25 protein-coding genes are annotated in these 25517 nt (G+C 69.9%); 10 read left to right on the forward strand and 15 right to left on the reverse strand.

Going from position 1 to position 25517, the window contains the following annotated elements; genetic code table 11:
• Nucleotides 1–60: 60 nt before the first annotated feature.
• A complete protein-coding gene (locus JRI60_RS39000) occupies nt 61–636 on the reverse strand; it encodes a GNAT family N-acetyltransferase (RefSeq protein ID WP_204221092.1) in 576 nt (191 codons plus the stop codon).
• Between the two features lie 5 nt (nt 637–641).
• Nucleotides 642–1223, reverse strand: coding sequence for a hypothetical protein (locus JRI60_RS39005; RefSeq protein ID WP_204221093.1), 582 nt, complete (start codon nt 1221–1223; stop codon nt 642–644).
• An 88-nt stretch (nt 1224–1311) separates the two neighbouring features.
• On the opposite strand from JRI60_RS39005, the gene JRI60_RS39010 reads away from it, so the two are divergent.
• The 3 genes from JRI60_RS39010 (at nt 1312) to JRI60_RS39020 (ending at nt 3676) form a co-directional block, all read left to right on the forward strand.
• Entirely contained in the window at nt 1312–2622 is a 1311-nt protein-coding gene (locus tag JRI60_RS39010; protein ID WP_204221094.1) for a threonine/serine ThrE exporter family protein, read from the forward strand.
• A gap of 116 nt (nt 2623–2738) precedes the next feature.
• Complete coding sequence (locus JRI60_RS39015) at nt 2739–2966, forward strand: hypothetical protein (RefSeq protein WP_204221095.1); 228 nt, start codon at nt 2739–2741, stop codon at nt 2964–2966.
• Entirely contained in the window at nt 2963–3676 is a 714-nt protein-coding gene (locus JRI60_RS39020) for a heme oxygenase (biliverdin-producing) (RefSeq protein WP_204221096.1), read from the forward strand. The genes JRI60_RS39015 and JRI60_RS39020 overlap by 4 nt, the downstream gene beginning before the upstream one ends.
• Nucleotides 3677–3683: 7 nt before the next feature.
• Here JRI60_RS39020 and JRI60_RS39025 read toward each other — a convergent pair whose 3' ends face one another.
• From JRI60_RS39025 to JRI60_RS39060, 8 genes are all read right to left on the reverse strand, one after another.
• Complete coding sequence (locus JRI60_RS39025; RefSeq protein ID WP_204221097.1) at nt 3684–6518, reverse strand: protein kinase domain-containing protein; 2835 nt, start codon at nt 6516–6518, stop codon at nt 3684–3686.
• 107 nt (nt 6519–6625) lie between these two features.
• A complete protein-coding gene (locus tag JRI60_RS39030) occupies nt 6626–7687 on the reverse strand; it encodes a hypothetical protein (protein WP_204221098.1) in 1062 nt (353 codons plus the stop codon).
• Between the two features lie 100 nt (nt 7688–7787).
• Nucleotides 7788–8483, reverse strand: a complete 696-nt coding sequence (locus JRI60_RS39035) for a hypothetical protein (protein WP_204221099.1) — start codon at nt 8481–8483, stop codon at nt 7788–7790.
• On the reverse strand, nt 8477–9538 hold the full coding sequence (locus tag JRI60_RS39040) for a TadE family protein (protein WP_204221100.1): 1062 nt from the start codon (nt 9536–9538) through the stop codon (nt 8477–8479). Before JRI60_RS39040 ends, JRI60_RS39035 begins: the two co-directional genes overlap by 7 nt.
• The gene (locus tag JRI60_RS39045; protein ID WP_204221101.1) at nt 9538–11028 is read right to left on the reverse strand and encodes a Tad domain-containing protein; all 1491 of its coding nucleotides are present in this window, start codon (nt 11026–11028) and stop codon (nt 9538–9540) included. Before JRI60_RS39045 ends, JRI60_RS39040 begins: the two co-directional genes overlap by 1 nt.
• Nucleotides 11025–11807, reverse strand: a complete 783-nt coding sequence (locus JRI60_RS39050) for a TadE/TadG family type IV pilus assembly protein (RefSeq protein WP_239469986.1) — start codon at nt 11805–11807, stop codon at nt 11025–11027. The genes JRI60_RS39045 and JRI60_RS39050 overlap by 4 nt, the downstream gene beginning before the upstream one ends.
• A 154-nt stretch (nt 11808–11961) precedes the next feature.
• Entirely contained in the window at nt 11962–13236 is a 1275-nt protein-coding gene (locus tag JRI60_RS39055; RefSeq protein ID WP_239469987.1) for a DUF418 domain-containing protein, read from the reverse strand.
• A gap of 82 nt (nt 13237–13318) precedes the next feature.
• A complete protein-coding gene (locus JRI60_RS39060; protein WP_204221102.1) occupies nt 13319–13966 on the reverse strand; it encodes a DsbA family protein in 648 nt (215 codons plus the stop codon).
• Nucleotides 13967–14165: 199 nt separating this feature from the next.
• On the opposite strand from JRI60_RS39060, the gene JRI60_RS39065 reads away from it, so the two are divergent.
• Both JRI60_RS39065 and msrA read left to right on the forward strand, forming a co-directional pair.
• A complete protein-coding gene (locus tag JRI60_RS39065) occupies nt 14166–14966 on the forward strand; it encodes a DUF4190 domain-containing protein (RefSeq protein ID WP_204221103.1) in 801 nt (266 codons plus the stop codon).
• A 118-nt stretch (nt 14967–15084) separates the two neighbouring features.
• Complete coding sequence (gene msrA, locus JRI60_RS39070; RefSeq protein WP_204221104.1) at nt 15085–15729, forward strand: peptide-methionine (S)-S-oxide reductase MsrA; 645 nt, start codon at nt 15085–15087, stop codon at nt 15727–15729.
• A gap of 65 nt (nt 15730–15794) precedes the next feature.
• On the opposite strand, the gene JRI60_RS39075 is transcribed toward msrA, so the two are convergent.
• Both JRI60_RS39075 and JRI60_RS39080 read right to left on the reverse strand, forming a co-directional pair.
• Nucleotides 15795–16298, reverse strand: coding sequence for a 2'-5' RNA ligase family protein (locus JRI60_RS39075; protein WP_204221105.1), 504 nt, complete (start codon nt 16296–16298; stop codon nt 15795–15797).
• A gap of 50 nt (nt 16299–16348) precedes the next feature.
• The gene (locus JRI60_RS39080) at nt 16349–16612 is read right to left on the reverse strand and encodes a hypothetical protein (protein ID WP_204221106.1); all 264 of its coding nucleotides are present in this window, start codon (nt 16610–16612) and stop codon (nt 16349–16351) included.
• A 173-nt stretch (nt 16613–16785) separates the two neighbouring features.
• On the opposite strand from JRI60_RS39080, the gene JRI60_RS39085 reads away from it, so the two are divergent.
• From JRI60_RS39085 to JRI60_RS39100, 4 genes are all read left to right on the forward strand, one after another.
• Nucleotides 16786–17094, forward strand: a complete 309-nt coding sequence (locus tag JRI60_RS39085) for a hypothetical protein (protein ID WP_204221107.1) — start codon at nt 16786–16788, stop codon at nt 17092–17094.
• Nucleotides 17095–17169: 75 nt separating this feature from the next.
• Nucleotides 17170–17655, forward strand: coding sequence for a hypothetical protein (locus tag JRI60_RS39090; protein WP_204221108.1), 486 nt, complete (start codon nt 17170–17172; stop codon nt 17653–17655).
• A 124-nt stretch (nt 17656–17779) separates the two neighbouring features.
• The gene (locus tag JRI60_RS39095; RefSeq protein WP_239469988.1) at nt 17780–19021 is read left to right on the forward strand and encodes a benzoate/H(+) symporter BenE family transporter; all 1242 of its coding nucleotides are present in this window, start codon (nt 17780–17782) and stop codon (nt 19019–19021) included.
• A gap of 153 nt (nt 19022–19174) precedes the next feature.
• Nucleotides 19175–19633, forward strand: coding sequence for a hypothetical protein (locus JRI60_RS39100; protein WP_204221109.1), 459 nt, complete (start codon nt 19175–19177; stop codon nt 19631–19633).
• Nucleotides 19634–19858: 225 nt separating this feature from the next.
• Here the strand turns inward: JRI60_RS39100 and xdhB are convergent, their stop codons facing one another.
• From xdhB to JRI60_RS39115, 3 genes are all read right to left on the reverse strand, one after another.
• Nucleotides 19859–22228: a xanthine dehydrogenase molybdopterin binding subunit gene (xdhB, locus tag JRI60_RS39105; RefSeq protein ID WP_204221110.1), complete on the reverse strand. Its 2370-nt coding sequence runs from the start codon at nt 22226–22228 to the stop codon at nt 19859–19861.
• 5 nt (nt 22229–22233) lie between these two features.
• Entirely contained in the window at nt 22234–23685 is a 1452-nt protein-coding gene (gene xdhA / locus JRI60_RS39110; protein ID WP_204221111.1) for a xanthine dehydrogenase small subunit, read from the reverse strand.
• 95 nt (nt 23686–23780) lie between these two features.
• Nucleotides 23781–24194 (reverse strand): DoxX family protein, encoded by a 414-nt coding sequence (locus JRI60_RS39115; protein ID WP_204221112.1) that lies wholly within the window; start codon nt 24192–24194, stop codon nt 23781–23783.
• 119 nt (nt 24195–24313) lie between these two features.
• Between JRI60_RS39115 and JRI60_RS39120 the strand changes: the two genes are divergently transcribed.
• Nucleotides 24314–25477 carry an AI-2E family transporter gene (locus tag JRI60_RS39120; protein ID WP_204221113.1) on the forward strand — a complete coding sequence of 388 codons (1164 nt, stop codon included), beginning with the start codon at nt 24314–24316 and terminating at the stop codon, nt 25475–25477.
• Nucleotides 25478–25517: the final 40 nt, after the last annotated feature.

A 25517-nucleotide genomic window follows, 5' to 3' on the forward strand; every position in this document is an offset into this window, starting at 1 on the left:
CGGTAGGGAACGGAGCGCACGAGGCCGGACGGGGCGAGCACCGCCTCGCCCGGCCTTGCTCTATGTCGAGGCGGGCCGGGCCGCGACGCGAGCCCGCCACTCGTGGTCGAGCAGGGCGTAGATGAGGGAGTCGCACCACTCGCCCTTGATGAAGACGTTCTCGCGGAAGTGCGCTTCCTTGCGCATGCCCAGCTTCTCCATCACCCGGAAGGAGGCGGGGTTGCGCGGATCGCAGTCGGCCCACACGCGGTGCAGGCCGAGCTTCCCGAAGCCGAAGTCCACGAGCGCCTGGACCGCCTCGGGGATGTAGCCCTTGCCCCACCGCGAGCGGTCGAGGACGTACCAGACGGTGGCCTCGTTCATCTCGGGGTTGTTGACGTGCATGCCACAGCGCCCGATGAGCCGGTTGTCCTCGCGCAGCACCACGGCCAGGTCATAGACGCGCCGGGGTGTCTCGCGGGACAGGGCCATCACCCGGCGGATGTAGTCCCGGCTCTCCTCGGGGGTGCGGACCCCGTGGGACTGGTAGCGCACCACCTCGGGGTCGGACTCGTAGGGGTGGGTGGCATGCCAGTCGTCCTCCTCGAACTCGCGCAGCAGCAGACGGGGTGTGGACAGCGGAGGGGTGAAGAGCATGACCGTCAGGACTCCTGGCGTGGAGCATCGGGGAAGAAGGCGTGGAGCTTGCCCTGCTCGTCCTGGAAGGAGAAGTCCTGGAAGCGCGCGGCGTCGGGGGACTCGGGGTGCTGGCGCGCCTCGGAGAGGCTCGCGTGGGACAGGGAGGCGATGTCGTCCTCCTTCACGCCGGCCAGGGCGAGGAACACGGGACGGCTGTCCCCGTCGCGCAGGAGCGTGGGCCGGTGTCCCTTGAAGTCGAGGGCGGTCGAGACGCGCTGGAGGGCGGCGTGGGCGTGGGAGAGCTGCTTCGCGGTGCGCATCCGCGGGGCCACCTCCTCGCGGGCCTGGCAGGCGCCATCGACGTGGACGCTGAAGCGCAGGGAGTCCTCGCCGGAGGAGAAGACGAGGACGCGGCTCTTGGGGAGCTCGCGGGAGAGGGCATTGGCGGCGTCCTCGGCGGCCTCTCCCTGGACGGAGGGCCACAGCCGCAGCGCCTTGCCCGGACCCGCGGCGAGGAAGGCCGTCAACCGGCGAGAGCCGAGCCAGCGCTGCACCTTGGTGCGTGCCGCTCCCAGCACGACGAATCCCTGCGTGGAATCACTCATGGGGGCCAAGAGCACGGCGGCGGAGCGATTCCGTCAAGGAGAAAGCAGGCAAGCGGGCGGGTCTCTCCTCACAGGAGGCAGGGCAGGCATGCTGGCTGGCCATGGAGTGACGGAGGCTTCGTTTGACACCCCCGGGTGCCTCTGCGATGTGCGCCCCGTGCTCCCGGCCGAACAGCTCATCGCGCTCCAACCGCCGCCCCCTGGACCCTCCGTGGCCTTCACGCTGCGGCTCGGGCAGGCGCTGCACCGCTATGGCACTCCCGCCCACCGGCTGGAGGAGCAGATGCGGCTGGTGTCTCAACGGCTGGGACTGGAGGCCCGCTTCTTCTCCACCCCCACCTCCATCTTCGCGTCCTTCGGCCCCCCCGAGGCCCTCCAGACCTGCCTCATCCGCGTGGAGCCCGGGGACATGGACCTCGGACGGCTGGCGCGCCTCGACTCGCTCGCGGACGCGGTCATCCGCGGCGACCTCTCCCCCGAGGAGGGCGCCGGGCGCGTGGAGGCCGTCCTCGCCGAGCCTCCCCGCTATGGCACCGTCCTGCTCCTGCTGTGCTGGGCCCTGGCCGCCGTCGGCGGCGCACGGCTCTTCGGCGGCGGCCCGCGCGAGATGGGCGTGGCGGCGCTGATCTCCCTCCTCGTCGGCGGGCTGGACATCTGGACGCGCCGGCAGCCCTCCACCGTCTGGGTGCTGGAGCCCGTGGCCGCCATCCTCTCCTCGGCGCTGGCCGTGGTGGCGGCCAGTCTCGTCGGCCCCCTGTCGGTGCAGATCGTCACCCTCGCGGGCCTCATCGTCCTGCTGCCCGGCCTCAGCCTCACCGTGGCCCTCAACGAGCTCGCCACCCGCAACCTCATCTCCGGCACGTCGCGGCTCACGGGCGCGGCGCTCGTGTTCCTCGAGCTCGGCTTCGGTGTGGCGCTGGGCACCCGGCTGGCGGCCTGGTTCCCCCTGCCCGCCAAGCTGGGTCCCCTGCCCGCGCTCCCCGCGTGGACGGAGCCCCTCGCCCTGGTGTCCATGCTGTTCGCGGTGAGCGTCATCTTCCGCGCCCGGCCTCGCGACTGGGGGTGGATTACCGTGGCCGGAACACTCGCCTACGCCGGCTCCCGCCTGGGCACCCAGGTCCTCGGGCCCCAGCTGGGCGCGTTCGTCGGGGCGCTCATCGTCGGCATCGTCACCAACCTGCTCGCTCGCGTGCGCAACCGCCCCGCCGTCATCACCCTGGTGCCCGCCATCATGCTGCTCGTGCCCGGAAGCATCGGCTTCCGCAGCATGGAGTCCCTGCTCGCTCGCGACGTGCTCGCCGGCGTGGACACCGCCTTCTCCATGCTCATGGTGGCCGTGGCCCTCGTCGCCGGCCTCCTCTTCGCCAACGCCCTCGTCCAGCCCCGCAAGGTGCTCTGAAACGTCCGCCACCGGGCGCTCCCCCTCCACGCGCTTGACCGCCTGCCATTCTTCGGGCATCTTGATTTTGAAAACGATAATCAGAATCATTTTCACACCATCTCACGAGGGACCCCATGCCGACTCCCACCTGCTGCCGCACCCTCCTGGCCCACAGCCCCAGCGCGGAGGTGGCGCGCTGCACCTGCGGCCACATCCACCTGAGCCTCGGACCGATGACGATCCGCATGGACGAGGACACGCTGCACGCGGTCTGGCACACGATGGGCGATGCGCTGCGGGCACTGGCCTCTCCCCCCGCGGCGCCGCCGGAGCCGGCCATCGCCGGGAGGTGGAAGCAATGAGCACGCTGACGGAGTTGCTGCGGCGGGCCACCGCCGACGAGGCGCACGCCGTGATGCGCACGCCCCTGGCCCTGCGGCTCGCGAAGGGCGCGCTGGAGCGGTCCGATTACGTGCGGCTCCTGTCGTGCCTCCAGGCCCTGTACGCGGAGCTGGAGTGGGCGCTCATGTGGAACCGCGCGCACCCCATGGTGGGCCCCCTCTGCCTGCCCGAGCTGTGGCGCAACGAGCTGCTGCAGGACGACCTGCGCGCCCTGCTCGGCCCGGGCTGGTACGCGAGCACGCCCCGCCAGCACGCGGCGCCCTACGTGGAGCGGCTCGGACTCCTGTGCGACGAGGCCCCCGGGTTGCTCGCCGCGCACGCCTGGGTGCTCTACGCCACGCCCCTGCCGGGTGCTGGCCAGACGGGTACCGGGCTCGCCCGGGCGCTCGGGCTGCGCGGGAACACGGGCACGGTCTTCCTCCGCCACGCCACCCACCTGGACGGAGAGGCCTACCGGGCGCACCTGCTCGACACGCTGGATCGCCTGCCCCTGGACGGGCGGGGACGCGCGGCGCTCGCCGACGAGGCCCGGTTCGCCGTGCGCGGAGTGCACACGCTCTTCGAGGCACTCGGCCGGAGCCTCACGCCGGTGCACGCCGAGCGGCGCGAGGGTTCGCGCTTGGGAGGCTGGCTGCCGCGCGCGCTCATCCCCGCGCGCGGCATGTCCTGAGCTCCCCCTACGGCACGAGGTGGACCAGGCCCCTCTTGCGCTTCGGTGACAGGGCCTTGGCGCGAGAGGGCTTCGGCTTCGCCTCGGGCACCGGGTGGGACTTCAACCACGTCTCCACCTCGGCCACGCGCTCCTGCTTGCCCACCTGGACGAAGCGCTCGCGGGCCTTGGAGGCCTCGGCGAGCGCCCGGACGTAATCCTTCTCCGACTGCCAGAGCGCCCGCGCCAGGGCGAAGCCACTCTCCGCCAGGGGCTCCGGCTCCAGGTCCTCGAAGGAGAGCGCCTTCTCCAGGGGAGCGATGGCCTCCTCCGCGCGCCCCGCCGCCAGCAGCGCCTGGCCGATGCCGTCGTACGAGAAGGACAGGTCCGGGCTGTCGGGCCCCAGCGCCTTCTCCTTCATCGCCAGCGCGGACTCGAAGGTCGTCCGCGCCTCGTCGTGGCGCCCGAGCGCGATGAGGCTCATCCCCACCGCATCCAGCGCATCCGCCACGGCCGGGTGCTCCTCGCCGAAGTGGGCCTTCTGGATGTCCACCGCCGTCCGCGCGTGCGTCAGCGACGGCTCCAGGCGGCCCAGCTCCCGGTTCGCCCAGGCCAGCATGGCGTGGCAGTCCGCCACGTGGGGGTGGCTCTTGCCCAGGAGGGTCTCCATCCGGCCGAGCGCCTCGCTCAACAGCTCCAACGAGCGCTCGCGCTCGCCCATCATCAGGGCGGTCACCCCCAGGTTGTACGTCGTCCACGTGCTGCGGAGATCCTCCGGCGCCATCACCTTGAGCTGCAGCTCGCGCGTCTTCTCGAAGCGGCGCTTCGCCTCCGGGTAGTTGCCCTGGCGCAGGGCCACGCTGCCCAGGTTGCCCTCCAGCTCGCTGGCCAGGAGCGTATCGCCGCCCATGCGGCTGAGCACCGAGCCCGACAGCCGGGCCCACTGCTCCACCTGCTTCTGCTGACCCTGGAGGCCGTGGATGAACACCAGCCGGTTGAGCGCATCGACCTTCAGGCGATCCGCCTTCCCCGCCTCCGCGTCATTGAGCGCCTGCTCCACCTGGAGGGCGCCGGCGTCCAGGTCGCCCAGGGTCTGCTGGTACCACCCCAGGCTGCTGTGCAGCTCGGCCTGGAGCGGCAGGTAGCCGGTGGCCACCACCTTGGGCTCGAGCTCCTGGGCCTTGCTCAACGCGGCCTTGTAGCGCCCCGCCCTGCCGAGCGCCTTCACCGCGGACAGCTCCGTGGAGAGCTGCTCTATCTGTCCGCGCAGGCCCGGGTCCGCGGGCAGGCTGGCCTGGGTGGACAGCGAGACGATGTCCTGGCACTCGCGCGGCGACGGCAGGCCGTTGACGGCGTCCACCGCGCGCTCCACCAGCTTGCGGTCCGCCTCCGTGAGCAGCTGGGCCAGCGCCTGGAAGTCCTGGCGGTGCCGCTCCAGGCACACCACCCGCAGCGACAGCAGCTCCTCGGTCTGCACGCCGCGCACCCGCGTGGCCTCGCACGCCTCGGTGTGCTGGCGCACCCACTCGCCCGCGTACGTGTCGAGCACCTGGCCCACGCTCCGGGCCACCTCTGGCGCGAAGGCCCTGCCCGTCGCGGAGAACGCCGTCTCCAGCTTCTTGCGCACCTCCGGGTTCCACGAGCGCGCCATGAGCTGGTCCGACCCGGCGCAGACCTGGCCGCGCTGGTGCAGCTGCACGCCCACCGCGGCGATCAGCGCCACCGACAGGCCCGCGGCCACCGCCAGTCCCTGCCGCCTCGCCGCCCGCCGGGGCTCCTGTGACAGCGCTTGCAACAGCGCCGACATGGAGGCGAACCGCTCGTCCGGTTGGAGCGACAGCCCCTTGAGCACCGCGCGCCGCACCCAGGCGGGCACCTTGGAGTTGGACGGGGGCTGGTGGATGACGCTCCCCGCGCCCCGCTGCTGGGAGGACGTGAGCGGGGCCGTGGACCGCTCGAGCAGCTCCCCAGCCGCCTCGGCCACCTGCTTGGGCTCGAAGGGGCGCTTGCCGTAGAGGGCCTTGAAGAGCGCCGCGCAGAAGCTGAACTGGTCCGAGCGCGCGTCCGGCATCTGCCCCAGGTACTGCTCGGGAGGCATGTAGTTGGGCGTGCCCACCACCACTCCGGCCTGGGTGACGGAGGCGGAGGCCCCGGGCGAGCTCTCGCCCTCAAACCCCGGCGGCAGCGCGAGCGCGACGGAGGGCTCCTCCTCCTCGAGGAAGGACACCCGCCGCGCCAGGCCGAAGTCCGTCACGTACGCGCGCTCATCCTTGCCGATGAGCACGTTGGCCGGCTTGAAGTCGCGGTGCACCAGGCCCGCGGCGTGTGCCGCCTCGAGGCCCTGGCCCGCCTGGAGGAACACCCGCAGCACGTCCCGCCACGAGCGCGCCTGCTTCAGCCACTGGTGCAGCGTGGGGCCGGAGATGAACTCCATGGCGATGAAGACCTGCTCGCCAAACGTCCCCACGTCGTACACCGAGCACACGTTGGGGTGGGAGACGCGCGCCATGGCCTGGGCCTCGCGCAGCAACCGGGCCCGGCCCTGCTCCGCGTCGGTCGTCTCCAGGCGCAGCAGCTTGAGCGCCACCTTGCGATCCAGCTCTGGATCATAGGCGGCGTACACCACGCCCATGCCCCCTTCGCCCACGGCCTTGAGGATGACGTAGCGATCGACCCGCTCGCCCCGGCGCAGCTCGGGCCCCTCCGACTCCGAACGGTCCTGGAGGTAGGGCGTCCGCGCCTGCCTCGCCTGCGGACCCTCGGGGGAGGTGCGCTCCCGGGCCCGGGGCGGGGGGGTCAGAGGCTGGGTCTCTTCCTGGGGCTGCTCGGGGTCTCTGTCATCAGGGGGCCAAGAGGACGGCATCGCCACGACTCTAATCGAACCGGGTGGTGGAGCGCCTTTCCATGGCGGGCGACTGCGCCCGCCCGCCAGCCCGTGCCCCGCTCACGGACCAGAAACGCGGGAGCATCTCACTCTTCGTAGCTCCGGACCTTGACCCGCTGGCCGATGGCGGACTGGTCGGCGAAGTTGTTCATGACCTTCTCGTAGGCCTTCTGGTCCACCGGGTTGGCGCTCGTCTCGAGCTGATCCAGCAGTTGCTGTCCCTGCTCCTTCACCGAGGTGTCCTCGCCGTTCTGGTGCAGCAGATCCAACACGTGATTGGCGTACTGGTCCGCGCCCATGTCGGGAGCGACGACCTGCGGGGCCTCGGCCACCGTCGGCACCACGGGCTTGAAGAGCTCCTGGGTCTCCTGCGGGTTGAGGGTGACCGGCTGCTTGGGCTGGTGGTCCTGGTAGCTGTCCGTCAGGTAGGGCTTGAAGGTGGTGTCCTTGCCCTGCACCTTGCTGTCGTCGGTCTTGATGGTATCGACCGTGGGGCCGGACACCTTCGCCGTGCCCAATCCACCTGGCGAGGCGGCCTCCTGGGGAGCGACGGCGCGAGGCTCGGCGGGCTTGATGGGGATGAGCACGCCCCCGGCGCCGGGCATGTGGTTGACGGCCTTGCGCAACGCGTCCCCCGACATCGAGTAGGTGCCCTTCATCGGGTCCTTGATGACGTAGTTGCCCTTCTTGTCCTTGCCATCGACGATGACGTAGTGGGGGTCGTAGCGGCCGGTGCTCTCGTTCTTCACCCCCACCTGGGCGACGACCTTGTCCCCCTTGGCCAGGAGCGAGTCCAACCGGTTGTCCGAGTAGCGCCCGGTGATGACCTTGCCGTCGACCTTGGCCCCCACCTCCTGGAGCATGGAGACCATGCCCTTGGTGCTGGTCCCCTTCGAGGTCGTACGGTCCCTCGACAGATCATTGATGAGGTCGGCGTCCGTCTGGCCCTGCTTCGTTCCCAGCGAGCGAGCCACCGTCGCGGCCACCGCCCCGGCGCAGTTGTAGACACCGTTGCGGTAGCTCTCCGGGGTGGACCCCTCGGGATTGAGCTGGTCGACCACCGAGACGTCCTTCCACTGGGGACGCTGGACGTCCTGCGTCGCGAGAGAAGGGCGGAGGGTTCCCGACCTGCCGATATTCAGACTCATGGCTCGCTCCCAACAACATTGGTTCGTGAAGGTATTTTCGTCATGACACAGGGGGAAGTTGCGTACATCAGCGCAGATTTCATGCGAAGTCGGTCTTTTCTCAAGGATCAGCACCCTCCCCCGGGCGACGTGGTGCCAACCCGTGCGCCTGGGGCTGCCCCGTTGCCTCGAGGAAGAGGACGGCCTCGGTCCACGCCCCCCGCTGCGAGAGGGACAGGCGGATCCGCTGCTCCCGCCGGAGGAAGAGCCCCGGGGACTCCTCCTTGTATCCGGCGCGGGTGAGCTGCTCGCGATACCAGGCCCGCACCTGCGCCTCCTTCGCCGCCACCCGGAAGGAGAGCGTCCGCGCCCCCTCGAAGTCCCCCAGCAGGGGATTCACCGCCCCGGGGTACACGGGGAACACACCGGAGGGCTCGGCGGGCTGGCGCTCGCCGAGCTTCGCCTCGCCGAGCACCACCGAGGTGAGCCCTCCGGGCTCGGGCTGGAGGATGACCGTATAGGAGGTGAAGGTGCGCGTATCCAGCGCGGTGAGGTGGGGTTGGGCGACCAGCTGTTGCTGGTTGCGCTCGATGTAGAAGCCGGCCTCGTCGAAGGCGGTGGCGAAGTGCTGGAGGAGGCGCTCCACCGACTCACGCGAGGTGTACACCCGCATGCGCACGGGGATGCCGCCCACGTTCATCTGGGCGGGCACCTCCACCGTGGACACCAGCCCTGGCACCTGCCACTGAAAGGGCTCCCGGGCGTGCGCCGACGGCGCCGCCATCAACAGCTCGAGCACGAGCAGGTAGCTCAGCATCCCTTCAACCCCAGGAAGCACTCGTTGGAGGAGCGGCGCCGGGCCGTCGGCTTGTGGTCCACGCCCCCGGTGTTGCGCGGCCTATCTCTCTCGTCCTGGGACTCGCCGCGGGGCGTGTCCAGCTCGATGTAGTCGTCCTCCTCGCCGCGGTAGCTCATGAAGAAAGCGCTTTCATCGATGGGACTGAAACCGACGAAGGCCTCCGCGAAATCGGAAGCGGCGTGGCCGGCGGCGCGCCCGGTGTTGTCGAACACCTTCTTGGCCGCGTAGTAGAAGGCGCGGTTCTCGGGGCAGGGCATGTCCGGCCGCTCGGGTTGAAGGGGGCAGTGCCCGCTCACCTCGGTATCGGCGAAGCCGAAGTCCCCGAGCAGGATGCCGTAGCTGCCCTGGCAGCGCCCTCCCACGGGGCGGCCCGCCGCGCACGCGCGGATGTCCAGCAACACGGAATGCTTCTCCTCGAAGAACCCCCCCTCCCCTTCGAGGAAGGTGGTGGGCAGCGTGGGCAGCCCCTCGAGGTGGGCCTCCGCGGCGCAGCGGATGCCGCCCTCGTTCTGGTAGACGCCATCGAGCACGCTATCCGTCGGGCTGCCCACGTCCTGATCGGGTGGGAAGGTGCCCCAGTCACCGGCCCGGGGTGAGCGCATGGCGGGGAGCCGGCTGCGGGGAAGGTCGAAGGCCAGCTCGTCCTCCCGGGCGCACCGCACGTCCAGCTCATCCAGCCGGGTGAAGACCTGGGATATCTGAGCGCGCGAGCCCGGGGTGGAGCTACGTCCGTCGAAGTCGCGGTAGCGCTCGCGGGCGTTGGCCATCACCCGGGGAGCGATGGCGTCGAAGGTGCCGAAGTCACCGATGTCGTCCTGCTGGCCGCGCATCCGGTGCACCCGGAGCGCCGTGCTGTCCCAGAGGGGGGAGACCGCCGCCTGGTGCACCTTGAGCGAGAGGTAGCCCACCTCGGCGAAGTGGATGCCGACCATCACCACGGTGACGAAGACGGTCAGGCCCAGCGCCAGCTCCACCGAGGACTGGCCACGCGGGGTCCGTCGGAGCGTCCTCATCAGTGCACCCCCTTGTACCCGGCGAGGATGAGCTGCTGGAAGGCCGCGGCCGCGGGTCCACCCACCGTGTCCGGGATGTCGGTGCCCCCGCGCCGCAGGTCGCCCCCGTCGTCCACGTCCGAGGCGACGAGGGTGGCGCGCCAGTAGGGGTTCCAGAGGTTGGGCGGCTCGTTCCAGTGACCGCGCCGGTGGTAGTAGGCCAGTCCGGTGGCGAGCGCGGCCTGCACGCTGATGTCGGTGCCATCCGCCAGGTGCAGGCCGTGGCTGTCGAACGTGCCGTCACTGTTGGGGGTGAAGCGGAAGCGGAAGAGGAGGTTCCACGGGTCGCTCCTCAGACCGCGCTCCTTGTAGTCCCGCTGGGCGAGCGCGAAGATCTTCGGCTGGGCCCAGAGGTTGTCGTCCGAGATGTCGCCCGTGTTGTACGTCATGCCGCCGATGAAGGTGTTCGGGCAGTTCGTCCGGGGCTGGCAGGACAGGAGCGTGTGCCGGTACTGCTTCTCCATGCCCGGATCCGTGTTTCCGACCTTTGGGAGGGTGGGCGTCCACCAGTGGTTGTCACTGCCATCCTCGAGGTCGGTGGCCTTCACCCCCGCCCAGGCCGGCACGCGGAAGGGCGCGCAGCCAGGGAAGAGGACCTCCACCACGGCGTGGTCCTCCGCCCAGGTGAATTCGGTCTTGTCCGCCCGCCCGCCGTGTCCGAGGGCCGTGCCCCAATAGGCGCTGCCGCCACTGCGGACGATGTTCAGACGCCCCCCCGCGGTGGCCAGGGCGCCCATGATTCCCTTGGACACGGCGCGCTCCGGCAGGCCCTGTCGGTGGGTGATGAACTCATAGCCCCGGGTGGCCATGGCCATGTCCAGGGCATGGCCGGAGCCCCCACTGGTGGCATGCACCAGCTCGCCCACGGACACCGGGGTGGGCCCCGCGTGCAGCTCGCGAGGGAAGCGGCTGCCCTCGTTCGCCATCTTCGCCAGCTGCGCGACGAAGGAGCGCTGCCCACCCGAGACGGACTCCTGCAGCTCGCCGAACATCATGCCCTGCATGCTCGCCAGGTGGCCGCCGAGGAGCTGGATATTGTAGGCCTGCACACCGGCCTTCGAGTCCAGCTCGTTCCACGGCTGCTCGATGGCCTCGTTCTGCGCCTTCAACGCCGCGAGGGCGGCGGCGGCGGAGGGGCACCCCTCGGCGGCCAGGATGGCGGAGTTGAGGCTGGCGCGCATCATGCTGGTCCAGCTGATGAGGCTCATGGTGCCGGACATGGCCACCAGCTGGGCGGTCTGGGCGCGGCGCATGAGGGCGATGCTGTTGAAGGTGCGCGCGGTGGCCACCGCGCCGCTGTAGGCGGCCAGGTCCGCCACGCTCTGGGTCTCCATCTTCTCGCGCACCTTCATGGAGAACGACAGCGTGAGGCACACCATCACGGTGACCAGGAGCATCGTCAGGCTGAAGAGCACCAGCGACTGGCCGCGGCGTGCACGGGTGGGGCTCATAGGGCCTCCGGAGTGAGGGGGCAGTTCTGCTTCCGGAAGTGCCGGGGGCGCGCCGGCGTCATCATCCGCATGGCGTAGCTGGCCTGCAGGGGGAAGACGTACTCGCGGCGGCTGGCGCGATCGAGCAGCTCCTGGCGGATGGCCAGGTCGAGCGAGGCCGACAGCCGGCCGCTCCAACGGGCCTGACGGGCGGGCTGGAGCGGATCCGTGGAGGAGTACTCCCGCAGCCCCAGGTGGGCCAGGAACATGCGGCCCAGGACCCAGTCGGCGAAGGGGATGCGCAGGGGGAACCAGAAGACGAGCCGCGCCTCCAGCCGCATGACATCCGCCACGCCCGCGTAACGGGCCGGGTCGTCGAAGGACTCCTCCTCGTTCTGGCGGATCTCCCCGAGCAGCGGACGCTCCCGGGCGATCCACACGATGGCGCCGCTGTGCCCTCCATCACGCCTGGGGTCGAACCGGTTCTCCCGGTGATGGAGGAAGGCCGTCCCGAGCGCCGTGGGGGAGTCGGTCCGGGCGAAGGTAGGGAGCAGCGCCGCGATGGCCGAGTGTGTCATGGCCTCGCAGTCCCCGTACTTGACGCTGCCGGTGCGCACGGCCCGGAACGCCGCGTACTCCGTCAGCGCACGAGCCTGGAGCAGCAGGAAGAACTGGAGCGTCCCCAGGATGAGAAACACCGTCAGGGGCAGGGTGAGCGCCGCCTCGACCAGCGCCTGGCCGGACTCCCTGTCTGATGAGCCATACCTACACATGGCGGCGCACTCTCGACGACCCGCCATCCCGAAATCCACAGGATAACTGGTCAGTCCGACATTCCCTGTTTTCTATCTTCCCGAGAAGTTAAAGCATGGACGGAAGATTCTGTCACGGGTCTACCTGGGGAGCCCTCAGCCCCCCGGCGGCGGCGTATCTGGGGAGGAGGGGCGGGTGCGCTCAGGGGGAGTGCGCCGGGAGCCGGAGCGGTCGCGGACGCCCGTAGGTGAGCTGACGCCACACCCACTCCACGGGCCCCTGGGAGTGGTGGCGAAGCCACAGGACACTGAATCCCCACTGCGCGGCCAGGAGGACGGGGGTGAGCGGAAGCAGCCACACCGAGCCCACCCGGCCCATGAGGTTCAACCCGTAGCCGTAGAAGAGCAGGAGCCCCAGCACCGTCTGGCAGAGGTAGTTCGTCAGGGCCATCCGGCCGAGCGGGACGAAGACGGAGAGGAGGCGCTGGCCCCGGGCCGTGCCCCACAGCAGGGTGAAGCCCGAGGCATAGGCCAGGGAGAGCGGGGCCACGCCCACGGCGTACGCGAGCGTCTGGACGACCCCCAGGGGTGTGAGGGCGAAGGACTGCCCCGTCTCCGCCTCGATCCAGGCGAACAGGCTGCATCCCAGGAGGCCGAGCACCAGACCGACTCCGAGCACCCGGACGAGGAGCCGACGGTGGACGAGCGGGTCCGGCAGCAGGCGGCGGCCCACCCAGAGGCCGAGCAGGAACATCGCGAGGACCTTCTCCGGCCGTCCCGTCTGCAGGTAGCGCCCCGGACGCTGGACGGCGTTGGCGAGGTTGCCCAGGAAGACCTGCCACGGGTGGTCGGAGGAGCGCAGGGAGAAGAGCGTGGCGCCTGGACCTCCCGCGGCCTCGCGGAGGGTGCGGGAGAGCGCATCGAACGGAGGCGTGGGATCCAACGCCCCACCCGTCCCCATCATGGCGAGCTGGAAGAGCAGCGGCATCCCGAGCAGCACCAGCGTCCACCCCAGGAGCGCGCGGTCAGCGGCTCGCCGGAACAGGAGGAAGACGAAGCCCATCAGCGCATAGAGGGTGAGGATGTCGCCGTGCCACAGCACGAGGATGTGGAAGAGGCCGATGCCGAGCAGCGCGGCCATCCTCCGGAGGAACAACCGCCGGAAGTCACCGCCGCGCCGCTCGGTGCGGTCCTGAAGCAGGGCGAACCCCACCCCGAACAGGAACGAGAAGAGGGAGTAGAACTTCCCCTCCACGAACAGGTTCATCGCGAACACCACGGCCCGGTCGAGCTCCGCGGTGGGGAGCGCCGCCAGTTGAGCGGGGCTCATCACGTAGTGACCGGCGAAGCTGATCAGGTTCGCGAAGAGGATGCCGAGCAGCGCGAAGCCACGGAGCGCGTCGAGCAGGGCGATGCGCTCCTCGGGCCCGGCCGGCCGGAGCGCCCCCTCGGTGGTCGTCAGGGTGGTGCGGGACATGCCCTCATTTCACCCGGCCGCCATAAAAATGCAACCGTGTTGCATAAGTAATCATGTCGCGGCCCGAGGGGGCACCGCGGTGTCAGCGCTTCAGCTCCGCGTCGATCGTCTTGACGAAGTCCTCCATGGGGCGCGCGCCCACCACCGCCGTGTCATTGACGAAGAAGGTGGGCGTGCCGCTGATCCCCCGCGAGCGTGACTCCACCACGTCCGCCTCGACGTAGCTCGCGAACTCGTGGGTGTCGAGCGAGCGCTTGAACCGCGCCACGTCCAGGCCCAGCTTCTGGGCCAGCTGCTCCAGGGAGGCCCGGTCCAGCGCCCGCTGCTGCTGGAAGAGCGCGTCGTGGAACTCCCAGAAGCGGCCCTGGGCGTTGGCCGCCATGCTCGCCTCCGCCGCCAGCCGCGCGTTGTCGTGCATGGGCAGGGGGGCGTGGCGGAAGACGATGCGGATCTTGTCTCCGTACTTCTCGCGCAACTGCTTCACCGTGGCGTTGCCCCTGGAGCAGAAGGGGCACTGGAAGTCCGACCACACCTCCACCGTCACCTTCGCGCTCGTGGGGCCCTGGCTGGGGGCCTCGGAGCGGGGCGTGGCCGCGCGCGGCGCCGCGGCGGAGTGCGACGCATGGTCATGACCCTTGGGGCAATTGCCATCACAGGCGGAGGCGGAGGAGACGGGGAGGAACGTGGACACGAACGCGCCAACGAGCGCGGCGGTGACGATGCGCTTCATGAGCTGACCTCGATGTGGAGTGGAATGGTGCGCACGCCCCTGGGAGGGGGCGGCGGCCGGGGCTGTCCTGCTCGCCCTGGCCCCTCGTAGTGAACCGAGCCCCGCGCTGGTTTCAGCGCTCCATTTTCCTTCGCGGCGCGCCCGGTGTCGGCGGGACCCGGGTGTGCGAGACTCGGGAGACCTAGAGGAGAGAGAATCCATGACCGCGCAATCGTCGCCCTCCCCATCCACGGGCGAGGGGGGCCGCTGCCACGCGCACCCGGACCAGCCCGCGCTCGGCGCCTGCACCCGATGCGGTGTCTTCTTCTGCGAAAGGGATCGCCGCCTCGTGGACGACCAGCCGTACTGCGACACCTGTGCGGCGCGCCCGGATGTGGACTACCTGGAGCGCTTCCGGCTCGAGTACTGGGGCAAGCGCGATGGGTGGGCGTGGATGGTGGGCATCAATGCGGTGGCCTACCTGATCGGCGGCGTGTTCCTGCTGGTGGCTGGCGGGGCGAACATGCTGACGACCGCGCTGTTCTGGCTCGTCGCGGGAGCGGTGTGCGCCTGCTTCTGGCTCGGCCAGCCCTGGGCGCGGCTGGGGTTCGTCTTCATCCCGCTCGTTTTCATGGGCATCTCCCTGGTGAAGGCGGAGCCCATGGGGCTGGCCTTCGGGGTCATGCCCCTGCTCATGTCCATCTCCATCTACAACGACACCCGCAACAAGCTCTTCTTCCAGGTGGAAATGCCGCGCGAGACGCTGCGAAAGGCGTGGCACCTCTACAAGAACAACGCGGTGGCGCGGGCGGGCCTGATGCTCGGGGTGCTGGGGCTCTTCTTCCCCGGCGTCGGGCTCATCGCGCTGGTGTGCTCCGGCATCGGCCTGCGGAACGTGGACCCGGACGCGCAACCCCCCATCGGGCGCAAGGGGCAGGCCATCGCCGGCCTCGTACTCGGCGCGGTGGGGTGCCTCTTCTGGGTCTGGTTGGGGGTGTACGGCTTCCCGCGCCTCGGCTGAGCTGGCGCGCTGGCCGCCTGGTGGGGCAACGGGCGTGACGATTTCCTGAAACCCCATCGGGGGGTCCCGCGTACCAGGGGAGAGCGCCCGCACCGGGCGCACCCGGAGGCCTGAATCCATGACGACCGCACCCGCTGTCCCTCCCCTCTCCCACCGCGCCCCGCCGACGGTGGCGCGCCGGCTGTTGCCCGCGGCGCTGGCCCTGTTCACGGTGTTGAGTGCATCCGCCGAGGCTCGCGGCGCCTCGGGCCCGAACGTCGCGGAAGCCACCACGGAGACGGCGTACCTGGCCGGTGGATGCTTCTGGGGAATGGAGGATCTGCTGCGCAAGATTCCGGGCGTCATCGAGACGGAGGTCGGCTACACGGGCGGCGCGAAGGAGTTCTCCCGTCCGACCTATGACGACGTGCGGACGGGACGGACGGGGCACGCGGAGTCCGTACGCATCGTCTTCAACCCGAAGCTGCTGACGTACGAGGCGCTGCTGGAGAAGTGGTTCTTCCGCATGCACGATCCGACGACGCTCAACCGCCAGGGCAACGACGTGGGCACGCAGTACCGCTCGGCCATCTTCTACGTGTCGGACGAGCAGCGCCGGGTGGCCGAGGCGGTGAAGGCCCGGGTCAACGCGTCGGGCAAGTGGAAGCGACCCGTCGTCACGGAGATCACCCCCGCGGGCACGTTCACCCCCGCCGAGCAGTACCACCAGGACTACCTGGTGAAGAATCCAGGCGGCTACACCTGCCACTACATGAGGGAGTAGCAAACTCCCCTCTCCCTCCGGGAGAGGGACGGGGTGAGGGTGAGGGGTCAGGAGCGCACGCCCTGTCAGGTTCCCGTGAATGGCACCTCGACTTCCAAGGCCCAGGGTCCACCCAGGTAACGCCACAACAAGAAGCCCTCGCCTCGCGCCATGAAGGGCGAGAAGCCCGCCTCCAGCGAAACCTTCAGCGCGCGGGCCTCCTCCACGGATACCTTGTTCTGCACCGTCACGTGAGGGCGGAATCCCTGCCGGTCCTGGGGCGTCAGCCAATGCGCCCACCGCCGGGCCAGCTCCGCGCGCAAGGAGCTCAATGGCGGGGAGCCGATCTCGAACGCCACCCCGCGCCCCAGCGAGCGCAGCCCCGTCACCTGCAACTCCACCGCGGCGGTGGGCGCCACCGCGCGCAGGTCCGCCTCCACGGTGTCTCGCTCCCCTCCGGGCAGATGGTGGAACAACGTCAGGTGCGCGGAGAGGTGGTTGAGCTTCGCCGGGAAGTGTTCCCGGCGCAGGCGGTCGAAGAGGGAGAAGGTGTCCGCATCGAGCTTCAAGGTCACGATGAGTGGCTCCATCCTTCTCCCCCTTCTCTTCGACTTCCTTCAGCCCCGAGCCGACTGGCGGCTCAGAACTCGGTGGTGCACTGCCATTGATTGAAAGGGATGTCCTGGCAGTAGCACCAGCCCTGCGCGCCATTGTTGAACACACAGGGCACTTCGGAGGTCGGGTTGCAGCCCCGGTATTGAATCTGCTCGCAGGACGTGGCGAGCTCCGTCTTGTCCTGCTGCGCGGGCGCTTCGTTCCCGGTGCTGTCGGGCTCAACCCCTCCACCACACCCCACCCCCACGGCGGCTACGAGGAACGCGGACACGAGGACGGCTCTGAACATGAGTGAAGCCCCTTTCACGACGAAGGAAGCGGGATGGGACATGGCTCGAGACGCGTTCGTCAAGCGGATCCACGTACAGACGATCTTGATGCTGTCATGGTCCAGCACGAACGTGCTCTGATGCGCTCGGGCAGTTCCTTGTCGTCTCGGCAAGCACCTGCACAGGAGAAGTCATGAACGCGTTGCTCAGGCCCCTGATGAATCTGGCTGTTCTCTCCGTCCTCACCTTCTCGACTGGAGCGCTGGCGATCCTGCATTGCGACCAGACGTGTGGAGAGAGCGTGTCGTGCGACACCGCCTGTTATCACTGGGCGTACGGGCGCACGACCTGCGGTAAGGCCGGGATGGAGTGCACGAGCGAACCCCAGGTGGACTCGCGGGTCTCCATGACCGAGCAGCGGTCCTCGTCCGAGGAGTCCTCGCTGACGTGCCATGCGCCGGAGCAGGCGCCCGAGTCCTCTTCTCAGCCCGCCAGGAGCTGACGCGGGTCGCCGGCTTCACAGCCTCCAACGCGCCACGGTAGAATCCACCGGTCTCGCCGGAAAGGACGGCCTGTCTTGACGCCTCTCGCCGCCTTCTCGCTTCGCGGCGAGCCCGCAACCCGGGAGGGGCCCGTCGGCGCGCTTTTCCATGAAGGACGAGAGACGGGCCTGCGCATCCACGCAGCCAGGCTCGAAGCACAGTTCCACGTTCAGCCGAACCTCTTCCTGCTGTTCTTCACCGACGACTCGCCCTACGAGGAAGAGCTTCAAATCCTGCTGCTGGACACGCACTTCCAGCTCCTGGATGGACTCGTGCTGGGACAGCCCTACACACCGGGGATGCTCTCCGGGCTCGACGCCCAGGGTGAGCAGGGGCTCCTTTTCGACTTCTTCGCGGACACACGCCTGCTCCTGAGTGTTCATCCCGAGGGGGTGTTTCACATGATCAGGCGCCTGCCGTCCTTCGCCAGACCCCTCAAGGGCCGTTTCTTCTCCAGACACTACCTGACCCTCCAGGAAACCCCAGGCGCCACGGACAAGGAGAACCGGAATGCCCAATAAGGCCGCGGCGATCAGCTACCTGCGAGCCCTGTAGGCGAACCGGAGGCCAGCTGAGGCCATCCCCATCCGGAGCGAGAGGAGTTCGTTCTTGCTTCGCGGTGGGTGCTCGCCAACGCTCACGAGCATGTCCGTGCTCCCCGCCGCACCGCCACCCGACGATTCGTCCATGCCGCCCGAGTCCCAGGCCGGGCGGCGCAGCCTTGCCGCCGATGTCTCGCTCTCCGCCATCGTCACCGGGTTCGTGACGGTGCTCGTCGGCTACACGAGCTCGGCCGTCATCGTCTTCGAGGCCGCGCGGGCCACGGGGGCGGATGCGGCGATGGTGGCGTCGTGGATGTGGGCGCTGGGCCTGGGCATGGGGCTCACGTGCATCGGTCTGTCGATACGGTATCGCATGCCCGTGGTCACGGCATGGTCGACACCGGGCGCGGCATTGCTCGTCACGAGCGCGCCAGGGATTCCACTGTCCGCGCTCTCCGGGGCCTTCGTCGCGACCGGAATCCTCATCCTCGTCGCGGGCGCGACGGGCTGGTTCGAACGCGTGATGTCGCGCATTCCCCTGTCACTTGCCTCGGGAATGCTCGCGGGTGTCCTGCTGCGCTTCGGGCTCGACGCCTTCGGCGCGGTGCGCACCGCGCCCGTGCTCGTCACGGCGATGTTCGGCGTATGGCTGCTGGGGCGCCGCTTCTGGCCACGCTACGCCGTGCCGGGTGCGCTCGGGGTGGGAATCGCCATCGCGGCGGGGGCTGGGACGCTCCGGTTCACGGGCGTTCCGCTGGCGCTGGCGACTCCGGTCTTCGTGACACCCGCCTTCTCCTGGTCGGCGCTCATCAGCGTCACGGCTCCCCTGTTCATCGTGACGATGGCGTCACAGAACATTCCGGGCGTCGCGACGATGCGCGCACACGGCTATACGCCCCCCGTCTCGCCCGTGATTGCGTGGACCGGCGCCGCGACGACGCTGCTGGCGCCCTTTGGCGGGTACACGCTGAACCTCGCGGCGATCACCGCCGCCATCTGCATGGGCCGCGATGCGCACGAGGATCCACGCCGTCGCTATGTGGCGGCGATGGCCGCTGGTGTTTTCTACGTGCTGCTGGGACTTTTCGGCGCGACGATCGGAGCGCTGCTCGCGGCCTTCCCGCGTGAGCTCGTCGCGGCGCTCGCGGGGCTCGCGCTCGTGGGGACGATTGGAAACGGGCTGGCGACCGCCGCCAGGGACGAGACGGAGCGCGAGGCGGCGATCGTGACCTTCCTCGTCACGGCGTCGGGCCTCACGCTGTGGGGTGTGGGGGCCGCGTTCTGGGGCCTCGTCGCCGGCCTGGTCGTGCGAGCGGTGTTCTCGTGGAAGCGCCCGGGGCGCTGAGACGGAAAGAGCCCGGCCTTCGCCCTTCCCCCTCACTGAGAATCCTATACGTGTCCGATTGATGAACACACAGGCTGCTTCGGAGGTCGGGTCGCATCCGTCTCCAGAATCTCAGGGAGTTGCTCATCCAACTCATGCATCTAGGATGCGAGAATGCTCACGTCTCGCGCCACGCTCTGCTGCAGTGTCCTGTGGGTGCTGTCTTCTGGCTGCGTCGGCTCGTCCGCCACGACGCGAAAGGACGAGCCGGGCGCGGAGGCGGTCGTGCCCGCGACCGAAGCCGCCGCGCAGACGCCTGCCGCACGGGAGGAGGCGCCGACACAGGAGCCCTCGGGCTACGGCTACACGCCGGAGGCTCCCATCAAGGTCGGCGGAGGTCCTCGGAGCGAGCATGAGTACCTGCAGTACCTGCGCGGTCCCGAGGGTCAGCGGCTGCGCTACCAGCGGCTCGGCAGCTGCTGCGACTTCAAGGATCCCTCCCTGCCCTTTGGCGGCGGCCTGCTCGACATGTACGAAGTGACGTACGAGGGTCTGGAGAAGCCGGTGACGCTCTACCTCGACATGTACCGCCGCGAGGAGCCGCGCGCTCCCGCCGGCTTCCGCCTCGACTGAGGCGCACGCATCAGGACGGGCCCTCCCGGTACGTCAAACGCCACACACAGCGTCCGGCCGTGAGGAAGGCTGTCTCGGCATGAGCCTCGGCACAGGCGCCTCGAGCGAGGGCGGAACCGAAGCGGCAAGAGGCGAGCAGAAAGAGCAGACGCCGCGAGTGGGTTGGGCCGGCTTGTTTCGCCGCTCGGCCAAGAAAACCGAGCAGCGACCCACTGAAACAAGCGCCTACCGCGCCGCGGCCCGGGCCAGCTCCACCGCGCGCAAGATGGCCTCCGGGGTCGCTGGCGAGGCCAGCTCCACCGGCGTACGCGGCGGCCCGAAAGCAGACACCGCATGCCGCAGCGCCGTCACCGCGCCAATCGCTAGCATGAACGGGGGCTCTCCCACCGCCTTGCTGCCATGGATGGTGTTGTCCTGTGGCGCGCGCTCCAGCAGGGCCACGCGGAAGTCCTCGGGCGCGTCCCCCACCGCCGGAATCTTGTACGTGTCCGGCGAGTGCGTGAGGAGCCGCCCCTTCGCATCGAACAGCACCTCCTCGCACGTCAGCCACCCCACGCCCTGGATGAAGCCTCCCTCCACCTGGCCCCGGTCGATGCTCGGCACCAGCGAGGTTCCCACGTCGTGCAGGATGTCCACCCGCCGCACCCGGTGCTCTCCGGTGAGGCCGCTCACCTCCACCTCCACCACGGCCGCGCCGAAGGCGTAGTAGTGGAACGGCTTCCCCCGCCCGGCCACCCGGTCGTACGAGATGTCCGGCGTGCGGTAGTAGCCCGTGGCCGATAGCGACACCTGCGCCAGATACGCGGCGTGCACCACCTCGGCGAAGGACACCGAGCGCTCGGCACGCGCGGGGAGGAAGACGCGCCCCCCGGTGAAGACGAGTGAATCGGCCTCGCCGCCGCGCTCGAGCTGCAGCAGCCGCGCGGCCACCGGGCGCAACCGGTCTCGAATCACCTCACACGCCTGCTTCACCGCCATGCCATTGAGGTCCGAGCCGCTCGAGGCCGCCGTGGCCGAGGTGTTCGGCACCTTGTCCGTGGCGGTGTTCATCACCCGGACGCGCTCGACGGGCACGCCCAGCTCGTGGGCGCACACGGCCCGCATCTTGGTGTGCAGCCCCTGCCCCATCTCGGTGCCACCGTGATTGAGCTGCACGCTGCCGTCCGTGTACACCATCACCAGGGCCCCGGCCTGGTTGAGGAAGCTCGTGGTGAAGGAGATGCCGAACTTCACCGGCTGGAAGCCGATGCCCCGCTTCGTCCACTTCGACGTGGCGTTGAAGGCGTCGATCTCCGCCCGGCGCCGGGCGTAGTCGCTGGAGCTCATCAGCTCCGCGTGGATGCGCGGCAGCCGGTTGCCCTCCACGGCCTGTCCGTACGGCGTCACGTTCGCGGGAGTGTCCCGGTAGTAGTTGCGCTCGCGTACCACCGTGGGGTCCAACCCGAGCCGCTCGGCGGCGCGGTTGAGCACCTCCTCCATCACGAACATGCCCTGCGGCCCACCAAAGCCACGGAAGGCCGTGTTCGAGGGCAGGTTCGTCCGGGCCACCTGTCCGGTGAAGTGCAGGGCCGGGATGAAGTACGCGTTGTCCAGGTGGAAGAGGGCCCGGTCCAGGATGGCGCGCGACAGGTCCGTGCTCCATCCCCCGTCGGAGTACAGCGCCACCTTCAGCGCGAGCAGCCGCCCCTCGGTGTCGAAGCCGGCGTCGAAGCGGCCCCAGAAGGGGTGGCGCTTGCCCGTGAAGGCCATGTCCTGGTCGCGGTTGAGCCACACCTTCACCGGCCGCCCGGTGGCTCGCGCGCCCAGGGCCGCCAGGCACGCGAAGGGCGCGGCCTGCGTCTCCTTGCCGCCGAAGCCTCCGCCCATGCGCGGCACCTCCACCACCACCTGGTGCCGCCCCGTGCCGAGCACCTCGGCCACGAGCGTCTGCACCTCCGTCGGGTGCTGCGTGGAGCACCACAGGTGCACCGCGCCGTCCTCGCCGGGCACCGCCAGCGTCACCTGCGTCTCCAGGTAGAAGTGGTCCTGCGCGCCCGTCATGCACTCGCCCGTCAGGCGCACCGGCGCGGCGGCCAGCGCCGCCTCCGAATCTCCCCGACGGATGGTGTGCACGTCCGAGAGGAAGGAGCCCGCCTCCACCGCCTCCTTCAACGTCAGCAGCGCGGGCAGCGGCTCGTACTCCACCTCCACCAGCGCGGCGGCCCGGCGGGCCAGCGCGGCGCTCTCCGCGAGCACCACCGCCACCGTCTGTCCGTGGAAGTGCACCTCGCCCTCGGCGAACAGGGGCTCGTCCTTGAAGACAGGGCCCACCTGGTTGTGCCCGGGCACGTCCTCGGCGAAGAGCACCGCGTGGACTCCAGGCAGGGCCCGGGCGCGCGAGGCATCCCTGCGCAGGATGCGCGCGTGCGCGTGCGGCGAGGTGACGAGGTGCCCCGCCAGCATCCCCGGCGGCTCGGGCATGTCGTCCACGTAGAGGGCCTCGCCGCTGGTGTGCTTCAGGCCGCTCTCGTGCGGAGCCGGGGCATGCAGGGGCGTGCTGGCCGGCGAGGGACGCTGGGCCTGGGCGGTATCGGGAGAAGAAGGAATCGTGCTCATCCGGGTCACCTCACCTGCACCGTGGCCGTATGGCCCTGCGCGAGCCGGGGCCGCGGCTCCGAGAGCGTCTCGTGGAAGAAGCCGCGCAGGAGGTTCTTCGCCACCCGCGCGCGGTACCATGCCGAGCCGCGATGGTCGGACAGGGGCTGGAAGTCCTCCTCCAGCTTCGCCAGCGCCTCCTCCACCGTGGCCTCCGTCCAGGGCCGACCCACCAGCGCGGCCTCCGTGCGCCGGGCCCGCGAAGGCGTGGCCGCCATGCCGCCATAGGCCAGCCGTGCCTCCGTCACCCTCCCCTCCCCGTCCACCACCACACGGAAGCCCGCGGACACCGCGCTGATGTCCAGCTCGCGCCGCTTGGACACCTTGTAGGCCAGGGCCCTCGCGCCCACCGGCTGTGCCGGCACGTCCACGTAGGCCAGCACCTCGCCGTGCCCGAGCGCAGTGCGCCGGTAGCCCTGGAAGAAGTCCTCCAGCGGCATCCGCCGCTCTCCCGCCCGCGAGCGCAGCACCGCCTCGGCGCCCAGCGCGAGCAGCACCGGCGCCATGTCACCAATCGGCGACGCGGTGCACAGGTTGCCGCCCACCGTCGCGCGGTTCTTGATCTGCCGCGAGCCGAAGTAGCGCAGCATCCGCTCCAGGGGCGGACACGTGGCGCGCGCGTAGTCCTCCAGGTCCGTCAGCCGCACCGTGGCGCCCACCCGGTGCCCACCCCCGCGAGGCTCCAGCACACGCAGCTCGGACAGGGCCTCCAGCGACACCAGCAGCGGCGGCTCCGCGTAGCGCTTCGTCACCTCCAGCGACAGGTCCGTCCCGCCCACCACGAAGCGCGCCTCCGGGTGCTTCTCCAGCACGTCCCAGAGCGCCTCCAGCGAGCCGGGGGTGAAGAAGCGCTGGGCACCCGCCTCGTAGGCCAGGTCCATGGGCTCGGGCTGCGTCTCCGCGAGCGCCCGGGCGAAGCGGTCCGGCGGACGAAGGCCCGCCACCTGGCTCGTGGCCTCGCGGATGGGCCGGTAGCCGGTGCAGCGGCAGAGGTTGCCGCACATCTGCGCGTCCAGCTTCCAGGGCTCGTCCAGGTCCTTGCGGTGACAGGCCTCCAGCATCGCCATGGCGACCCCGGGGGTGCAGTAGCCGCACTGCGAGCCCAGCTCGCGCGCCAGGGTCTCCTGGACGACGTGGTACTTCCCGCCCTCCTTGAGCGCCTCCACCGTGTAGACGTGCTTGCCCTGCACCATGGGCAGCAGCACCAGGCACGCGTTCACCGCGCGCAGGGCCGGGGCCCCCTGCCCATCCTGCTCGAGGATGGCGACGGAGCAGGCCCCGCAGTCCCCCTCGGCACAACCTTCCTTGGTGCCGGTCAGGTGCGCCCTGTCCCTCAGGTAGCGCAGCAGGGTGGTGGTGGGAGAGAGCCCTGTCTCCTCGACGGGCCGGTCATTCAGGAAGAAGCGCAGGCGTTCCATGGGCCTCCCCTGGCCCCCAGGAGGGAGGCCGGGGGGCCAGCGTACTACGGCCGGCGCGTTCCCGCCCGGTCACCCCTGATGGATACCCGACGGGCTCAGCCGCGCATGGCGAGCAGCGCCACCAGGCTGACGAGGAAGTAGGGAACCAGGCCCGCGGCGCCCGCGTAGTCCTTGGCCATGCGCTGGCCGAAGAAGAGGGCCACGAAGGAGAGCGCGGAGAGGGCCGCGCCCCAGATGGCCACCCGCGTGCCCCCCGCGAACACCAGCACCACCACGCCGGCCGCGCTCACCGCGCCCGCGGCCAGCTCCAGCAGCGTGAGGGTGGCCAGCATGGGGGCCACCACCCCGCGCAAGGGGGTCTTGGCGAAGTGTCCGGTGAGCCACCCGAGGTTGCCCTTCCAGTCGAAGATCTTGTCCAGTCCGGACTGGAGGAAGGTGATGGCCAGGAAGAGAGCGCACAGCGTCTGGACGAGCCAGAGAGGGAAGAGGTTCGAGTCGAGCGACGGCATGGGGCGAGCACTCTAGGCCTGCCTGCCCGCTTCCCCAAGCACCGAGCAGTGTCCGGGAGCCACCAGCCGGTCGGCCCCTCCCCCTACCTTCCGTCCGGGGGAGCCCCCATCGTCCCGCCATGGCCACTGAACAAGGTTCCCGACGGGTCTTCATCGGGCTCATCTTCCTCGCCATCGCCCTGGTGTTGCTGGTCGCCTCCCCCTTCTTCGAGGCCTTCTTCCTGGCCGCGGTGCTCGCCGGGGCGTTCCAGGGCCTGCAACATTGGTTGACGCGGAAGTTCCGGGGGAAGAGCGGGCTGTCGGCCGGCGTCATCTGCGTGGGCACCGTCCTGGCCCTGCTGGCGCCCCTGGCCGCCCTCACCGCCTTCATCGTCTCCGAGGTCATCGAGGGGGTGAACTTCATCTCCAACATCGTGCAGCAGCGGGGGCTGGAGGGATTGCTGGCCTACGTCCCCGGCCCGCTGCGGGACCACGCCGGACAGTTGCTGGAGCGCTTCCAGACGCGGAGCGCCGGGCTGTGGCAGACGCTGCAGGAGCAGCTGAGCACCCGGGGCGCTACCGCGGCCCAGACGGTGGGCGGAGTCGTGGCGACCACGGGCTCGGCGGTCCTGCAGACGGCGATGATGCTCATCGCGCTCTACTTCCTGCTGGTGGACGGCGGGCGGCTCGTCACCTGGCTGGAGAGCGTGTCCCCCCTCAGGCGCGGGCAGACGACGGAGCTGCTGACCGAGTTCCGCAGGGTCACCAAGTCGGTGCTGGTGTCCACCATCGCCACCGCGGGAGTGCAGGCCCTGGCGGCGCTGGTGGGCTACTTCATCACCGGCGTGCCCGTTCCCATCTTCTTCGGGGCGGTGACGTTCTTCTTCGCCCTCATCCCGGCCATCGGTGGCGCCTCGATCTGTATCGTCGCCTCGGTGATCCTGCTGGCCACCGGCCACCCCGTGGCCGCCCTCTTCCTGGCGCTCTGGGGCATCATCGTGGTGGGGCTCTCCGACAACATCGTCAAGCCGCTGCTGGCCAAGCGCGGCATGCACATGCACGGTGCCATCGTCTTCTTCGCCCTGCTCGGCGGCCTGGCCGTCTTCGGCGCCATCGGCCTGCTGCTGGGGCCCCTCATCGTCGCCTTCTTCCTCTCCGTGGTGCGCATCTACGAGCGCGACTACGGCCGGCCCTCACCCCGTCCCGGGGACCCGGGCACCCCTCCCCTGAACAAGCCCACCGTGCCCGAGGGTGAGGAGTGGGAGCCCTCCGGACTCCACCCGGAGGAGACGCACCCCCACTGAGTCTCCGAGGGGAGCCCACCGGGGCTCCCCTCCCGAGGGA

Origin of the sequence: Archangium violaceum (assembly GCF_016887565.1) — a bacterium.
GTDB lineage: Bacteria > Myxococcota > Myxococcia > Myxococcales > Myxococcaceae > Archangium > Archangium violaceum_B.

Excerpts from the sequence above, each read along its gene's own strand:
- JRI60_RS39005 (WP_204221093.1), bottom strand. The coding sequence starts at position 1,223 with ATGAGTGATTCCACGCAGGGATTCGTCGTGCTGGGAGCGGCACGCACC.
- JRI60_RS39030 (WP_204221098.1), bottom strand. The coding sequence starts at position 7,687 with ATGAGTCTGAATATCGGCAGGTCGGGAACCCTCCGCCCTTCTCTCGCG.
- JRI60_RS39015 (WP_204221095.1), top strand. The coding sequence starts at position 2,739 with ATGCCGACTCCCACCTGCTGCCGCACCCTCCTGGCCCACAGCCCCAGC.
- xdhB (WP_204221110.1), bottom strand. The coding sequence starts at position 22,228 with ATGAGCACGATTCCTTCTTCTCCCGATACCGCCCAGGCCCAGCGTCCC.
- JRI60_RS39060 (WP_204221102.1), bottom strand. The coding sequence starts at position 13,966 with ATGAAGCGCATCGTCACCGCCGCGCTCGTTGGCGCGTTCGTGTCCACG.
- JRI60_RS39020 (WP_204221096.1), top strand. The coding sequence starts at position 2,963 with ATGAGCACGCTGACGGAGTTGCTGCGGCGGGCCACCGCCGACGAGGCG.
- JRI60_RS39085 (WP_204221107.1), top strand. The coding sequence starts at position 16,786 with ATGAACGCGTTGCTCAGGCCCCTGATGAATCTGGCTGTTCTCTCCGTC.
- JRI60_RS39065 (WP_204221103.1), top strand. The coding sequence starts at position 14,166 with ATGACCGCGCAATCGTCGCCCTCCCCATCCACGGGCGAGGGGGGCCGC.
- JRI60_RS39075 (WP_204221105.1), bottom strand. The coding sequence starts at position 16,298 with ATGGAGCCACTCATCGTGACCTTGAAGCTCGATGCGGACACCTTCTCC.
- JRI60_RS39000 (WP_204221092.1), bottom strand. The coding sequence starts at position 636 with ATGCTCTTCACCCCTCCGCTGTCCACACCCCGTCTGCTGCTGCGCGAG.
- JRI60_RS39040 (WP_204221100.1), bottom strand. The coding sequence starts at position 9,538 with ATGAGGACGCTCCGACGGACCCCGCGTGGCCAGTCCTCGGTGGAGCTG.
- JRI60_RS39120 (WP_204221113.1), top strand. The coding sequence starts at position 24,314 with ATGGCCACTGAACAAGGTTCCCGACGGGTCTTCATCGGGCTCATCTTC.
- xdhA (WP_204221111.1), bottom strand. The coding sequence starts at position 23,685 with ATGGAACGCCTGCGCTTCTTCCTGAATGACCGGCCCGTCGAGGAGACA.
- JRI60_RS39055 (WP_239469987.1), bottom strand. The coding sequence starts at position 13,236 with ATGTCCCGCACCACCCTGACGACCACCGAGGGGGCGCTCCGGCCGGCC.
- JRI60_RS39045 (WP_204221101.1), bottom strand. The coding sequence starts at position 11,028 with ATGAGCCCCACCCGTGCACGCCGCGGCCAGTCGCTGGTGCTCTTCAGC.
- JRI60_RS39010 (WP_204221094.1), top strand. The coding sequence starts at position 1,312 with ATGCTGGCTGGCCATGGAGTGACGGAGGCTTCGTTTGACACCCCCGGG.
- JRI60_RS39035 (WP_204221099.1), bottom strand. The coding sequence starts at position 8,483 with ATGCTGAGCTACCTGCTCGTGCTCGAGCTGTTGATGGCGGCGCCGTCG.
- JRI60_RS39100 (WP_204221109.1), top strand. The coding sequence starts at position 19,175 with ATGCTCACGTCTCGCGCCACGCTCTGCTGCAGTGTCCTGTGGGTGCTG.
- JRI60_RS39095 (WP_239469988.1), top strand. The coding sequence starts at position 17,780 with ATGTCCGTGCTCCCCGCCGCACCGCCACCCGACGATTCGTCCATGCCG.
- msrA (WP_204221104.1), top strand. The coding sequence starts at position 15,085 with ATGACGACCGCACCCGCTGTCCCTCCCCTCTCCCACCGCGCCCCGCCG.
- JRI60_RS39115 (WP_204221112.1), bottom strand. The coding sequence starts at position 24,194 with ATGCCGTCGCTCGACTCGAACCTCTTCCCTCTCTGGCTCGTCCAGACG.
- JRI60_RS39050 (WP_239469986.1), bottom strand. The coding sequence starts at position 11,807 with ATGGCGGGTCGTCGAGAGTGCGCCGCCATGTGTAGGTATGGCTCATCA.
- JRI60_RS39080 (WP_204221106.1), bottom strand. The coding sequence starts at position 16,612 with ATGTTCAGAGCCGTCCTCGTGTCCGCGTTCCTCGTAGCCGCCGTGGGG.
- JRI60_RS39025 (WP_204221097.1), bottom strand. The coding sequence starts at position 6,518 with ATGCCGTCCTCTTGGCCCCCTGATGACAGAGACCCCGAGCAGCCCCAG.